Origin of the sequence: Pedobacter terrae (genome assembly GCF_900100705.1) — a bacterium.
Lineage (GTDB): Bacteria > Bacteroidota > Bacteroidia > Sphingobacteriales > Sphingobacteriaceae > Pedobacter > Pedobacter terrae.
In genome coordinates this window covers 48,593-61,866 of sequence record NZ_FNCH01000004.1, presented here as the reverse complement: position 1 = coordinate 61,866, position 13,274 = coordinate 48,593, and the positions used below count along the sequence as shown (strand labels likewise).

The following is a 13,274-nucleotide window of genomic DNA, read 5'->3' as shown; positions in this document are numbered from 1 at the left end:
AATTTGGAATAATGTGATAGCCAAATGCGTGAAAAAATTAATGATTTTCTAACAATTGCAGTCATCATCACAATTGCGGTGCTTTTCCTTTTATTTTTCTTGCCATTTATTATGATTTCTAAAATCAACTACTATTTTGAAAAAAAGAAAACTGATAAATTATATACTGATTACCTTCTAAAAATTGATGGACATAAATTCTTTTGTTACAATAACAAAAAACATGCACAGGAATTTATCGAAAACCAGATTATACCAACCTTGCCAAAGGATGTAAAAATAATTTTTCTTGATGGAAGGACTCCAAGATCAGAATACACGAAAAGCTTTGCATCTAAAATTTTGTATCGGATACAAAATCAGGTAGGCTTTCCCTATCTATTAAGAGTTCAAGAAGGCATTGTCCTCGAAAAATCGATCAACAATGAACTTTACAACAGTTTAAATCAAGGTCACGATACTGAACCATTGTATGAGGCAATAAATAAATTTTATCAATAATTTCGCATAAACTTCAACCACACCATGTCCGAATACATATCTGACCGAACCTTTGAAAAAGCCGATTTCACCCTACGCCCATTGCTAAAAGCAGAATACGAAAACTGCAAATTCATCAGCTGCGATTTTTCCAATTCAGATTTAAGTGGTGTTAAATTTCTGGATTGTCAGTTCACTTTTTGCAACCTAAGTATGGCCAGCATTACCAAAACCATATTTAACGAAGTAAATTTCAACGATTGCAAAATGTTGGGATTGAGGTTCGAAAACTGTAATGATTTCGGTTTGGCATTTAGTTTTAACAACTGTAAACTGGATCATTCATCCTTTTATAAATTAAAACTGAAGAAAACGGCATTTAAATCCTCACAATTGCACGAAGTGGATTTTTCAGAAAGCGATCTGACCCATTCAACCTTCGATAACTGCGATTTATTAAAGGCCAGTTTCGACAGAACCATCCTCGAAAAAGCAGATTTTAGAACGGCTTACAATTATTCCATAGATCCGGATAACAACAGGATCAAAAAAGCAAGCTTTTCAAAATCCGGACTTGCAGGGCTATTGCACAAATACGATATCCAGATCAGCGAATAGTTTTTGAGAAATTTTGTAACTCCAGTTTACAAAACCATCAGATATGGAACAGCTAAAACCCGAAAACATCGATCAATATATTGCCAATTTCCCTGCTGAAATGCAAAACTGCTGCAACAAATCCGCTAAGCTATCCGTAAAGCCTATCCGCATCAAGAGAAGTAATCAGTTATGGTATGCCAGCCTTAAACAGCATAAGGTTTTAGTGTATTTATCGGTATATCAAACATATCGGTTTTTATCCCTGGTACTGGAATCGAGGCTTTTAAGGGTGATTTTGCCTATTATAAATGGAGTAAGTGCTTTTAAGCTTCTTTTAAATGAGCCTTTAGACTTAATTACCAGAATTACAAAAATTAAAGTAGAATAGCGTTTGGAGAAAACTTTACGCACAAAAGTAAGATACCTTTATCAATCATCTTTAAAATCCTGATACGCGAAGCGATTAATTACTCACAAATTTCGGTGGAAAACTTCATGTTAAAAATCATTAAATACCGCAAATCCTGATTAGCTTTGCTTCTTTTAATTTCACCCTTTAGGATATGTTAACCCACCATAAAATAATTGCAGCCGAATTAAAAGTTGCAGAAAAACAAGTAACCGCAACCATAAATCTTTTAGATGAAGGTGCAACCGTTCCATTTATTTCCCGTTACCGTAAAGAGGCAACCGGCAGTTTAGATGAGGTTGAGGTAGCTGCCATCCGCGATCGGGTTTTGCAGTTGCGCGATCTGGATAAACGTCGCGATGCGATTTTAAAATCGATGACCGAACTAGGCAAGTTAACACCCGAGCTGGAAAAACAGATTAACGAGGCCGAAACCATTTCTCTTCTTGAAGACATTTATCTGCCTTATAAACCGAAACGCAAAACACGTGCGTCGGTCGCAAAAGAAAAAGGATTAGAACCATTGGCCCTGCAGATATTCGAGCAAAATACTTTTGATTTAGATGCATCAGCTCACAAATTTATCGATGCCGAAAAAGGCGTAAACTCGCTTGATGAAGCTTTAGCCGGCGCAAGAGATATTATGGCTGAAATGATTTCTGAAAATGTAGAGGCGCGAACGAAAATGCGCACTTATTTTCAGGAAAAAGCGGTTTTTAAATCTGAAGTGATTAAAGGAAAAGAAGAAGAAGGCATTAAATATAAAGACTACTTCGAATGGAGCGAACCGGTTAAAACAGCTGCATCGCACCGTGTTTTGGCCATGCGCCGTGGCGAAAAGGAATTGGTTTTAAGATTAGATGCACTTCCACCAGCAGAAGAAGCCATTGCCATCTTAGAAAACCAGTTTATTTTAGGTAATAATGCCGCTTCAAAACAAGTGCAGCAGGCTTTAGAAGATGGCTATAAACGTTTGTTAGAGCCAGCCATGGAAACTGAACTTCGGGTTTTCACCAAACAAAAAGCAGATGAGGAGGCCATCCGGGTTTTTGCCGAAAATGCGCGTCAATTGTTATTGGCAGCACCAATGGGACAAAAAAACGTAATGGCAATAGATCCGGGGTTCCGTACAGGTTGTAAAGTTGTTTGTTTAGACAAACAAGGTCAACTGTTAGAGAATACAGCAATTTACCCACATACCGGGCAGGGAAATGTGAAAAATGCCGAATTTACGGTTCAACAACTTTGCGAAAAACACCATATTGAAGCTATAGCCATTGGTAACGGTACTGCAGGACGTGAAACTGAAGCTTTTATTCGAGCATTGAATTTACCACACATCACTATAGTAATGGTTAACGAAAGTGGTGCTTCAATTTATTCCGCATCAGAAGTGGCCAGGGAGGAATTTCCCACACAGGACATTACTGTGCGTGGAGCAGTTTCAATTGGTCGCCGCTTAATGGATCCATTAGCTGAACTGGTTAAAATTGATCCAAAATCTATCGGTGTTGGCCAATATCAGCATGATGTTGATCAAAATAAATTACAGGCAAGTTTAGATGATACCGTAATCAGTGCTGTAAATGCTGTAGGAGTAGAATTAAATACCGCCTCAAAACAGATCTTAGCCTACGTTTCTGGTTTAGGACCAACTTTAGCAAAAAACATTGTTGATTATAGAAACACACATGGTGCTTTTAAGAACCGCGAAAGCTTAAAGAAAGTACCTCGGTTGGGTGATAAAGCTTACGAGCAGGCAGCAGGTTTCTTACGTATCCGCAATGCAGAAAATGTTTTGGATACCAGCGGTGTGCACCCTGAACGTTATGCTGTGGTAGATAAGATGGCTAAAGACCTGGGTACTACCGTTTCTGCCCTAATGAAAGACACACAATTGCAAAAGCAGATTAAACTACAACAATATGTAACAGATGAAATCGGCTTACCAACATTAACTGATATTTTGAAAGAACTCGCTAAGCCAGGCCGCGATCCCCGCGAGCAGTTTGAGGCTTTTAGTTTTACTGATGGTGTAAATGAGGTTTCTGATTTGAGAGTGGGAATGAAACTTCCGGGGATTGTAACCAACATTACGAATTTTGGAGCCTTTGTTGACATCGGCGTACACCAGGATGGCCTGGTACACACCAGTCAGCTAGCTAACCGTTTTGTCGCTAACCCAAATGATGTAGTAAAAGTGCATCAAAAAGTTGAAGTTACGGTGATGGAAGTTGACGTAGCCCGCAAACGGATTTCATTATCAATGAAGACGGAAGTTAATCCGAAGTCGGAAGCCCGAAATCGGGAATCAAAAGATCAGAAACCTAAGCAGAATTTCAAATCAAATAATAATAATAATAATAATAAACAAAACCTCAAGCCACGTAATGAACCAAAAGATGCAGACGGCGATTTACAAGAGAAACTGGCGAAGTTGAAAGGGATGTTCAAATAAACATCAATATAGCGTACATTAAGTTTTACCATCTGGCTGGTGTTATCATCAATCAGATAAAACATAGCTTTACCAGCACTAGCTGGTAAAGTTAGAATGAGGCATCAACTTAATCGAATGACAGCTTAAGAGGATTAATATAATAATGAGCGGCACAAGATTTACTTGTGCCGCTTCAGTTAGAGAATTACTAAGAACAATTAATAATCAAATTGGTGGGTATAATCTTTGTTAACATCAACTGTAACACCATCATCATTGGTAACTACTTTGCCATCTATCTCTGCTTTATAGCTGATCTGATAACTGGCATTAAAGTTAATGCACTGCGCACTGGCACTAATTACATCAACTGGTAATACAGTCTCAATTACATAGGTTTTGGTACTTCCTGTGAAATCATCTTTACCTAAAGAAATAGCAGCTTCGTTGTTTCTGGTCACGCCATTTACCTTCCAGATAGTTTTAGTGCCTTTAGTATCACCACCTACAATTACGAAAGAAACGTAGTCATCAGTTGAATTTACACCGTTTGCAGTGATGGTAAATTTTGCTGTTTTACCACTTTTTGAAGGTGTAGTTTCTGAATCTTTTTTACAAGAAAATAATAACGACAGAACAAGCGCAAGAGATAATAATTTTGAAATGTTTTTCATAGATTTTAGTCATTTTTCTTATCACATGTACCAAAAAAATGCCAGAACCTGCGGTGATAGTTAAAATACTAGATTTCAGGTAAGCAGAACTACCTATTTTTAAGTAGTTTTTAAAATCCTATTGTTGAATTAATAACTGATACGATAAACATTGTCCTAATTATTGCCTAAATTCTGCTACACAAACTCGAAGAATGGTTTAGTTGTTTTAGATAGTGAAAATCACAAACCCGCAGGCTTGTCCCAATGTTCTAATCTTTTTTTCGGTAAACTTTCAGGGTAGTTAGTCTGAATAAAAGCAATCATGGCCTCTCTTACATAACACCTCAAATCAAATGCCCTTGATGAATTGGAGGCACTCATCAAAAAACGAACTTCGATGGTCCCGTCTTTAGTACTGTCAGTAACCTGTACAACATTTACCCTTTTATCCCACAAGGGGTTTTCATTCAACAATCTTGTTAATTCCTGCCGCATCGGTTCAACCGGGATGGTATAATCAAGATATAAAAAAACCGTTCCTAGTAAATCAGCCGAAACACGGGTCCAGTTTTGGAAGGGTTTTTCGATAAAATAAGTAATCGGCAGGATCAACCGCCTTTGGTCCCAGATATTAACCACCACATAAGTTAGCGTAATTTCCTCTACCTTACCCCATTCGCCTTCTACAATCAACACATCATCAATTCTTATTGGCTGCGTAAAGGCAATCTGAAAACCTGCCAATAAATTACCAAGCGATTTCTGCGCCGCAAAACCGATGATAATCCCTCCTATACCCACACCAGTGAGCAGCCCTGCACCGATTTTACGCATGCTTTCAAAACTCAACAAAATAATAGCAATCGTTACTAAAATGATAAGCGAAACAATGAACTTTCGAACAAACTGCAGCTGTGTCCTTATTTTTCGCTCTTTTAAATTATTTTCTTTGTTTAGATCATATTTCAGATAAAAATAATCCTCAAAAACATTAATTGTCCGCACTAAAATAAGCGCAAAGATAATCGTTAGGGCAATTTCGATTGCTTTATTTATTGGAAGACGATATGTTGGTGCCATCTCCATCAGCGTTAAAGAGAAATTAAGAAATAATAAGGGTATTAAAAAAGCAACAGGTCTATTTAAGTGCTTTGATGTCGATTTTATAATGATAAAATCCCACCACCGGGAAAGCAGCATAAAAGTTTTGTGAATGATAAACCTGACTAAAATACCAAGAGATATTGCTACTAAACCAATAATTAGATTCTTAAAAAACAAAGGTATAGGATAACCGAAAATATGGTCGAGATACTGCATAAACGAAATTTGCTGGTTAGTAATTGTGGCGGTTAGCCATTTCACATTTTAATAACAGCTATATTTTTGGATTGTTTGCCAATAGAAAACCAATAGCCGGAAATAAATTATTTACATTAGCATTTTATACATTTCTAACAGATAGACATGGATTTTTTTGACGCCCGCAGTATATTTTTCACTGCTATTGGCTATAAATTGAGCTATTTAGAATTCTTCGCTGTTATTACAGGGATCTTTGCTGTTATACTGTCAGCAAAAGCCAGTATTTGGAGCTGGCCAATGGGCATCGTGAATGTATTTTTATCAGCCTTTCTATATTATCAAAGTCAGCTTTACCCCGATATGTTTTTAATGGTTTTCTTTTTTGTAACCAACATCATGGGCTGGTGGCGATGGACAAATCCAAAGCCCGAAGAAGAAGATAAAAATAAGGAGCTTAAAATCAGTTTTATGCCGCTAAGGCATTTTCTGTTCTTATTGGCTATTGGCATTGTTGGCACATTACTAATAGGCATATTGGCCAGTCAGCTCCACAACTGGTTGCCCCTATTATTTAGTTTGCCCAGCGCTTACCCTTTTATTGATTCATTTATTTTTGTGATGAGCGTAATCACCACTTTTCTGATGATCCAGAAAAGAGTAGAATGTTGGATTATCTGGCTGATCATTGATGTAGTAGCTACTTATCTCTATTTTCTAAAAGGAATTAAATTTATGGGAGTTGAATATTTCATTTTTACCATTATTGCAGGCTTTGCACTATGGAATTGGATTAAAGAATACAAGAGTTACAGTAAAGCTACATGAAGAGGATAATATTCTTATAGATTCTAGTTTGATTTTAAATAAAACAATTTTTACTATCTTTAATCTAAATCCTAAATGATATGACAGCCAAACAGATGCTTCCTATCATCCCTGACAATATCGTAGTTAATAAAATTTACGAGTTAAGAGGCTTAAAAGTAATGCTGGATAGTGATCTGGCGGAGTTATATGGCGTAGAAACTAAACGTCTCAATGAACAGGTTGGTAGAAATCCTGATAGATTCCCTGAGGATTTCATGTTTCAACTTACTGATCAAGAGTGGCTAAACTTGAAGTCGCAAATTGCGACTTCAAGTTGGGGTGGAAGAAGGAAACTTCCCTTTGTCTTCACCGAACATGGGATCCTCATGCTCTCAAGTGTATTAAACAGCAAACAGGCCATTCAGGTGAATATCCAGATTGTCAGGATTTTCTCGCGCATACGTCAGTTCATTATCGACAGCGGTGAGCTTAAACTTGAAATCGAAGAAATTAAACAAAAAGTGAGCAATCAGGATAAAAACATCGAACTGGTTTTTACCTATCTGGATAAACTCATCGACAAGAAAACTGAGCCGAGAAAAAGGATTGGTTATATGCCTGATGATTTATAGATTATTTAACCACAACGATTTTAATCACATGTATATGCAAAATTATAATCAGTACTGCGGGTAATATATGTATTAATAGCAACAACTTTAAGTGATTCAAGCTTATCCAGTTCTTTTATATAGGTCAATGAATAACTATTTTTGTCCAAATAGTTATATTTTAATGCTTCAGCCGTTACATTTACCCCCTTGAGTCTATTTCTACTTGTTATACCAAAAAAAGATGCGGCAGGAAGCAACGATGGTTTCGGGAAGATATATGAAATAGGATTAGTATCGTAAATGACGTCAACGGCAGCCTCGTTCAAATCGTATATAAACTCGTAAGTAAGCGATTGCTCTCCTGGTGCATACGGCTCATTCCTTACCTTTACTAAATTGCCATTAGCATAAGTAAAACTATATTTTTCGAATTGTGAAACGGTCGCAGTACCAATTTGCCCCTCGTCGTTATAAGTAAATTCAAAACTTTGAGCATGTCCAAATTTGGCTTTCACTATCCTATTCTTCGCATCTAAAATATAGATATAATCACCATAGCGTTTGGTTATAATTTTAACGGTATCTTTTGTATATTTCACTATAAAATCAGATACACCACCAGTATCAGATGAAGATGTAAGGCTTTTAAGGTTGCCCAAACCATCGTAATCCAAATTAGCATTATTATAAAATGGACCACTAACGGTATTGTTGAATTGACCAGTAATAGCAGTTCTTATAGCAGTTACCCTACAATTCTGTGATGAATTATCACTCTTCTTACAGGATTGAAAAAACAAACAAAAAGCTATTGAGGCGAGAATAAAGTACTTCATTCGAACTGATTAATTAATTTGTTTAAGCGTTCTAAATATATGATTTTTTATGATTTAGAATTGAGGTTTGAAAATATTATGCCTTATTCTCATAATTTATTTAACACAACTATTTGATAATAAAAGTATTCTATCTATCTTTGCAGTCCCAAATTTAATGGGAATAATAAATTGTTTAATAAATTAAATACAAGCAAGTGAATACGTTAAGTTACAAAACTGTCTCGGCCAATGCGAAAACTGTTAACAAACAGTGGATTGTTGTTGATGCGCAAGGCGAGATTTTGGGGCGCTTGTCATCGAAGATCGCTATGATCATCCGTGGTAAAAACAAGCCTGAGTACACCCCACACGTAGACTGCGGTGATAATGTAATTGTTATCAATGCAGACAAGGTTAAATTGACAGGAAACAAATTCAGCGAAAAGCAATATGTTTCTTATACTGGTTATCCAGGTGGTCAACGTTTTATTTCTCCTAAGGAGTTAATGGCGAAACACCCTCAACGTGTAATCGAGAAAGCGGTACGTGGTATGTTACCGAAAACTAAATTGGGTAAAAAATTATACACCAATCTTTTTGTGTATGCAGGTGAAAATCACCCTCATGCAGCTCAATCTCCAAAAACCATTAAACTTTAAGAAATGTCAGTTACTAACACTTCAGGAAGAAGAAAAACAGCTGTGGCACGTATCTACTTAAAAGATGGTGCTGGCGCAATTACCGTTAACGGTAAAGATCACAAAGAATATTTCCCAACTTTACCATTGCAATATATCGTAAACCAAAGTTTAGAAGTTTCTGAGCTTACGGGCCGTTATGATATCACTGTAAATGTACAAGGTGGTGGAGTAAAAGGACAAGCAGAAGCTGTTCGTTTAGCTATTGCTAAAGCGATTGTTGAACTAGATGCGGAGAAAAAACCTGCATTACGTGCTAAAGGCCTAATGACGCGTGATATGCGTATGGTTGAGCGTAAAAAACCAGGACGTGCTAAAGCTCGTAAGAAATTCCAATTCAGTAAACGTTAATCACAGGAGGCAAAGACAATGGCAAGAACAACTTATCAAGACTTATTGGATGCAGGTGTACACTTTGGTCACCTTACCCGTAAATGGAATCCAAAAATGGCTCCTTACATTTTCATGGAGCGTAATGGAATTCACATTATAGATTTAAATAAAACTTTAACCAAAACTGAAGAAGCTGCCGCTGCGATTAAACAAATCGTAAAATCAGGTCGTAAAGTATTATTTGTTTCAACAAAAAAACAAGCAAAAGGAATCGTAGCTGAACAAGCTAAAAAAGTAAACATGCCTTTCGTAACTGAACGTTGGTTAGGTGGTATGTTAACTAACTTTGCTACTGTTCGCAAGTCAATTAAAAAGATGTCTAACATCGATAAAATGACTAAAGACGGTACTTATTCGATCTTATCTAAAAAAGAGCGTTTAATGATTCAACGTGAGCGTATTAAATTAGAATCACTTTTAGGTGGTATTGCTGATTTAAACCGTTTACCTGCAGCTTTATTCTTAATCGACGTTAAGAAAGAGCACATCGCGGTAACTGAAGCGTTAAAATTAAACATCCCTACTTTTGCGATGGTTGATACTAACTCTGATCCTTCTAACATCGATTTCCCAATCCCTGCGAATGATGATGCTACAAAATCTATCTCTTTAATTACTGATGTAATTATCAAAGCGATTGAAGAAGGTTTAGATGAACGTAAACGCGAAAAAGATGATGAGGCTGAAAAAGAAGCGGTAGCTGCTAAAGCTGCGGCTGATGCTCCGGAAGCAAAAGAGCCAAGACGTAAAAAAGCTGCTGAGGCAGAAGTTGAAGCGTCAGCATCAGAAGAAACTAAAACAGAAGAATAGTAATATTTTTTAATTGCAGGTTACTGGTTTCAGGTTTTAAGTTGGCTTAACATGAGTTTAACTTGGCGCTTGTAACTTGTAACCTGTAATTGTTATAACAAGATTGTAAAATTTAAAAAGGAAATAAAATGTCTACAGTACAAATTACTGCCGCAGATGTAAATAAACTACGCCAACAAACTGGTGCTGGTATGATGGATTGCAAAAAAGCTTTATTAGAAGCTAATGGCGATTTCGAAGCTGCCGTTGATTTATTACGTAAAAAAGGTCAAAAAGTATCTGCTGCCCGTTCTGGTAATGCTACTTCTGAAGGCTTGGTATCAATCGCTGTTTCAGCAGACGGTACTAATGGTAAATTAGTGGCTTTGGCTTGTGAAACCGAACCAGTTTCTAAAGTTGAAGATTTCCGTAATTTAGCTCAAGCTGTTTTAGCTGCAGCAGTTGCCAACAACCCTGCTACTACTGAAGAATTATCAGCGATCACTTTGGAAGATGGACGTACAGTTGCTGAAACCATTACTGAATTAACCGGTAAAATCGGAGAGAAAATCGTTATTCAGGAATATGCAAATATTTCTGGTGAAAAAATCGTTTCTTATATCCACTCTAACGGTAAAATGGGTGTTTTAGTAGTATTTGCAGGTGCTAATGGCGCAGATATTACTGAAGCGGGTAAAGATGTTGCGATGCAAATTGCTGCAATGAACCCAGTTGCTGTTGATAAAGATGGTGTTGATCCGGCTACTATCGAACGCGAAATCGAGATTGCTAAAGACGTTATCCGTCAAGAAGGCAAACCAGAAGAAATGGTGGAGAAAATTGCTGCTGGTAAATTGAACAAATTCTACAAAGACAGTACTTTATTAAACCAGGAGTTTGTTAAAGACGGTTCTATGGATGTTCGTAAATTTTTAGATAATACGGCTAAAGGTTTAACAGTAACAGCTTTCAAACGTGTACAACTAGGTGCATAAGCATTTATAAAACATATTTAAAAGCCCCAAGAAATTGGGGCTTTTTTTATGCCTTAAAATTTTAGATCATACACATCATTCCAATAATAATTGTCATTTTGAAACTATCAGCATTAATTAAAAACCTATTATATAGCTACAATATTTAACTTTGAACCTAAGCTTAATCTATTCAAACATATTGATATGCCTAAAGTAATCCAAAATGCCTCTTATTTTCAGGACGATATTTTAATAAAGAACCGAGACATCGCAATCGACGGCGCTATCATTTCAGACATTAGCGAAAGCAGCAGCAAAGAAAATGGATCTTCGCTGGTTATACCTGGTTTCATAGACTTACAGATTTATGGTGCAGGCGATAGGTTATTTTCTGCCGATCCAACTGTAGAATCATTAAGCATCATGGAAGATGACCTGCTAAAAAAAGGAACTACAGGTTTTTTAGCCTGTATGGCCACAAATTCACCGGAAGTTTTTGATGAGTGTATCAAAGCAGCCAAAGCACATCGATCAACTGCAAAGAACTGCCTGGGATTACACCTTGAAGGTCCTTTTTTGAATCCAAAACGGTTAGGTGCCCACGTGCCTGCGTTTGTACGAAAGGCTTCAATTGATGAGATTAAGAAACTAATTGATTTTGGGGATGGTGTGATTAAAATGATGACCATTGCCCCAGAGTTGCAGGATGAGGAAGTAGTTCAATACCTGCTGGATAATGGTGTGGTGGTTTCGCTTGGGCATAGCAATGCGACATTTGAAGAAGCTACAGCCGCTTATAATAGAGGTATCCAAACCACTACCCATCTTTTTAATGCCATGAGTCCCATCCACCATCGTGAGCCTGGGATACCAACTGCCGTTTTTAGTCATAATAAGGCTATGGCCAGTATTATTGCCGATGGGCAGCACGTAGATTTTGAAGTGATTAAATTTGCACAGAAAATATTAAAAGAACGTTTATTTCTCATCACTGATGCCGTTACGGCCTGTTCAACGGGTCCATACCAACATATAAAAAAAGGAAATAAATTTGTCATGCCCGATGGTACCCTGTCAGGTTCGTCGCTTACGATGTTAGCTGCCGTTAAAAACTGCGCATTACATTGCGGTATCAGTTTAAATGAAGCGATAAAAATGGGAACATCATATCCAGCCACATTAATTGGCATTGAAAACCTAACCGCTAAGATAGAAACTGGACAACAAGCAAACTTATTGATCATTGACGATCATTTAAACTTAAAAGAGGTCATATTTAAAGGCGAAACGATATAATTCATTTATCATGTTCAAAAAAACATTTTCCATTCTATTGTTTTTATCCCTTTGTGCCATTTATTCCCGGGGGCAACAGATAAATACCGCTTTTACCATCATACCACTTGGCGTGAAGGGTGGCGATGATGAGAGTAATTTGTCATCTTATATGATTGCTCCTAAAGGCAGTAATAAATATGTCTGTCTTGATGCAGGCACCATAAATGCTGGTATTCAAAAAGCAATCGATCATCAATCACTTAAAGGCATAAGTGAAGAAATCCAACGTAAACAGATTAAAGGTTATTTGATTTCACATGCGCATTTAGACCATGTAGCCGGTTTAATAATCAACTCCCCCGCTGATACCGCAAAAAAGATCTATGGCATACCTTCCGTACTTAACATTTTAAGGGATAAATATTTTACCTGGGATGCCTGGGCTAATTTTGCCAATGAAGGCGAACAACCACAGTTAAAAAAGTATACTTATTTCCCCCTGATCGAAGGCAATACTTATCCGCTAGCCGACACAGAAATGAAGGTGAAAGCCTTTGAATTGAGCCATGGTCATCCTTACAAAAGCACGGCTTTTATCATCAGCCATGGGAATAGTGATGTACTTTACCTGGGAGACACCGGAGCCGATGAAATTGAAAAATCAGATAAACTCTTTAAGCTATGGCAAGCAATAGTACCGCTCATTAATTCGGGCCAATTGAAAGCCATATTCCTGGAGGTATCTTTCCCAAACGAACAGCCAGACAAACAATTATTCGGGCACCTTACACCGAGACTTTTCTTTAGTGAACTGTCTAAACTGGAAGCTTTAACCAATGAAAAAGCATTTAAGAAAGTTTCGTTTATTGTAACGCATACCAAACCACCTCAGCAAACAGCAGAAAAAGTAAAGCAACAATTGATTGCTGAGAATGTAAAAGGCTTAAAATTAATTTTTCCGCAACAAGGAAGGCGCTTAATAGTCAATTAATAGCTGAGCAGTATTTTTA

At 37.1% G+C, this 13,274-nt stretch carries 15 protein-coding genes; 12 read left to right on the top strand and 3 right to left on the bottom strand.

The window, feature by feature from the left end; translation table 11 throughout:
- Positions 1-24 precede the first annotated feature (24 nt).
- From BLR60_RS06775 to BLR60_RS06760, 4 genes are all read left to right on the top strand, one after another.
- Positions 25-501 (top strand): hypothetical protein, encoded by a 477-nt coding sequence (locus BLR60_RS06775; protein WP_090498114.1) that lies wholly within the window; start codon positions 25-27, stop codon positions 499-501.
- 24 nt (positions 502-525) lie between these two features.
- Complete coding sequence (locus BLR60_RS06770) at positions 526-1,098, top strand: pentapeptide repeat-containing protein (RefSeq protein ID WP_090498112.1); 573 nt, start codon at positions 526-528, stop codon at positions 1,096-1,098.
- A 43-nt stretch (positions 1,099-1,141) separates the two neighbouring features.
- A complete protein-coding gene (locus tag BLR60_RS06765) occupies positions 1,142-1,468 on the top strand; it encodes a hypothetical protein (RefSeq protein WP_090498111.1) in 327 nt (108 codons plus the stop codon).
- Between the two features lie 175 nt (positions 1,469-1,643).
- Positions 1,644-3,947 (top strand): Tex family protein, encoded by a 2,304-nt coding sequence (locus BLR60_RS06760; RefSeq protein ID WP_090498109.1) that lies wholly within the window; start codon positions 1,644-1,646, stop codon positions 3,945-3,947.
- Between the two features lie 200 nt (positions 3,948-4,147).
- Here BLR60_RS06760 and BLR60_RS06755 read toward each other — a convergent pair whose 3' ends face one another.
- On the bottom strand, positions 4,148-4,603 hold the full coding sequence (locus BLR60_RS06755) for a hypothetical protein (RefSeq protein ID WP_090498107.1): 456 nt from the start codon (positions 4,601-4,603) through the stop codon (positions 4,148-4,150).
- Positions 4,604-4,825: 222 nt separating this feature from the next.
- Positions 4,826-5,665: a mechanosensitive ion channel family protein gene (locus BLR60_RS06750; RefSeq protein ID WP_244155604.1), complete on the bottom strand. Its 840-nt coding sequence runs from the start codon at positions 5,663-5,665 to the stop codon at positions 4,826-4,828.
- A gap of 387 nt (positions 5,666-6,052) precedes the next feature.
- Here BLR60_RS06750 and pnuC point away from each other — a divergent pair, with 387 nt between their 5' ends.
- Both pnuC and BLR60_RS06740 read left to right on the top strand, forming a co-directional pair.
- On the top strand, positions 6,053-6,715 hold the full coding sequence (gene pnuC / locus BLR60_RS06745; protein WP_090498103.1) for a nicotinamide riboside transporter PnuC: 663 nt from the start codon (positions 6,053-6,055) through the stop codon (positions 6,713-6,715).
- A gap of 80 nt (positions 6,716-6,795) precedes the next feature.
- Complete coding sequence (locus BLR60_RS06740; RefSeq protein WP_208600588.1) at positions 6,796-7,329, top strand: ORF6N domain-containing protein; 534 nt, start codon at positions 6,796-6,798, stop codon at positions 7,327-7,329.
- 20 nt (positions 7,330-7,349) lie between these two features.
- Here the strand turns inward: BLR60_RS06740 and BLR60_RS06735 are convergent, their stop codons facing one another.
- Entirely contained in the window at positions 7,350-8,147 is a 798-nt protein-coding gene (locus BLR60_RS06735) for a hypothetical protein (RefSeq protein ID WP_143009038.1), read from the bottom strand.
- 197 nt (positions 8,148-8,344) lie between these two features.
- On the opposite strand from BLR60_RS06735, the gene rplM reads away from it, so the two are divergent.
- The 6 genes from rplM to BLR60_RS06705 all read left to right on the top strand — a co-directional run bounded on the left by rplM (position 8,345) and on the right by BLR60_RS06705 (position 13,255).
- Positions 8,345-8,788, top strand: a complete 444-nt coding sequence (gene rplM / locus BLR60_RS06730; RefSeq protein WP_047799009.1) for a 50S ribosomal protein L13 — start codon at positions 8,345-8,347, stop codon at positions 8,786-8,788.
- 3 nt (positions 8,789-8,791) lie between these two features.
- Positions 8,792-9,178, top strand: a complete 387-nt coding sequence (gene rpsI / locus BLR60_RS06725; RefSeq protein WP_010602006.1) for a 30S ribosomal protein S9 — start codon at positions 8,792-8,794, stop codon at positions 9,176-9,178.
- A gap of 18 nt (positions 9,179-9,196) precedes the next feature.
- Entirely contained in the window at positions 9,197-10,030 is an 834-nt protein-coding gene (gene rpsB, locus BLR60_RS06720; protein WP_057931874.1) for a 30S ribosomal protein S2, read from the top strand.
- Positions 10,031-10,158: 128 nt separating this feature from the next.
- Positions 10,159-11,004 carry a translation elongation factor Ts gene (gene tsf / locus BLR60_RS06715; protein ID WP_090498099.1) on the top strand — a complete coding sequence of 282 codons (846 nt, stop codon included), beginning with the start codon at positions 10,159-10,161 and terminating at the stop codon, positions 11,002-11,004.
- A gap of 186 nt (positions 11,005-11,190) precedes the next feature.
- Positions 11,191-12,282, top strand: a complete 1,092-nt coding sequence (gene nagA, locus BLR60_RS06710; protein ID WP_090498097.1) for an N-acetylglucosamine-6-phosphate deacetylase — start codon at positions 11,191-11,193, stop codon at positions 12,280-12,282.
- Positions 12,283-12,292: 10 nt separating this feature from the next.
- On the top strand, positions 12,293-13,255 hold the full coding sequence (locus BLR60_RS06705; RefSeq protein ID WP_090498096.1) for an MBL fold metallo-hydrolase: 963 nt from the start codon (positions 12,293-12,295) through the stop codon (positions 13,253-13,255).
- Positions 13,256-13,274 lie beyond the last annotated feature (19 nt).

Coding starts and splice junctions, on each gene's coding strand:
- tsf (WP_090498099.1), top strand. CDS start 10,159: ATGTCTACAGTACAAATTACTGCCGCAGATGTAAATAAACTACGCCAA.
- BLR60_RS06765 (WP_090498111.1), top strand. CDS start 1,142: ATGGAACAGCTAAAACCCGAAAACATCGATCAATATATTGCCAATTTC.
- rpsB (WP_057931874.1), top strand. CDS start 9,197: ATGGCAAGAACAACTTATCAAGACTTATTGGATGCAGGTGTACACTTT.
- BLR60_RS06740 (WP_208600588.1), top strand. CDS start 6,796: ATGACAGCCAAACAGATGCTTCCTATCATCCCTGACAATATCGTAGTT.
- BLR60_RS06760 (WP_090498109.1), top strand. CDS start 1,644: ATGTTAACCCACCATAAAATAATTGCAGCCGAATTAAAAGTTGCAGAA.
- BLR60_RS06770 (WP_090498112.1), top strand. CDS start 526: ATGTCCGAATACATATCTGACCGAACCTTTGAAAAAGCCGATTTCACC.
- rpsI (WP_010602006.1), top strand. CDS start 8,792: ATGTCAGTTACTAACACTTCAGGAAGAAGAAAAACAGCTGTGGCACGT.
- BLR60_RS06735 (WP_143009038.1), bottom strand. CDS start 8,147: ATGAAGTACTTTATTCTCGCCTCAATAGCTTTTTGTTTGTTTTTTCAA.
- BLR60_RS06755 (WP_090498107.1), bottom strand. CDS start 4,603: ATGAAAAACATTTCAAAATTATTATCTCTTGCGCTTGTTCTGTCGTTA.
- BLR60_RS06750 (WP_244155604.1), bottom strand. CDS start 5,665: ATGGCACCAACATATCGTCTTCCAATAAATAAAGCAATCGAAATTGCC.
- nagA (WP_090498097.1), top strand. CDS start 11,191: ATGCCTAAAGTAATCCAAAATGCCTCTTATTTTCAGGACGATATTTTA.
- BLR60_RS06775 (WP_090498114.1), top strand. CDS start 25: ATGCGTGAAAAAATTAATGATTTTCTAACAATTGCAGTCATCATCACA.
- BLR60_RS06705 (WP_090498096.1), top strand. CDS start 12,293: ATGTTCAAAAAAACATTTTCCATTCTATTGTTTTTATCCCTTTGTGCC.
- pnuC (WP_090498103.1), top strand. CDS start 6,053: ATGGATTTTTTTGACGCCCGCAGTATATTTTTCACTGCTATTGGCTAT.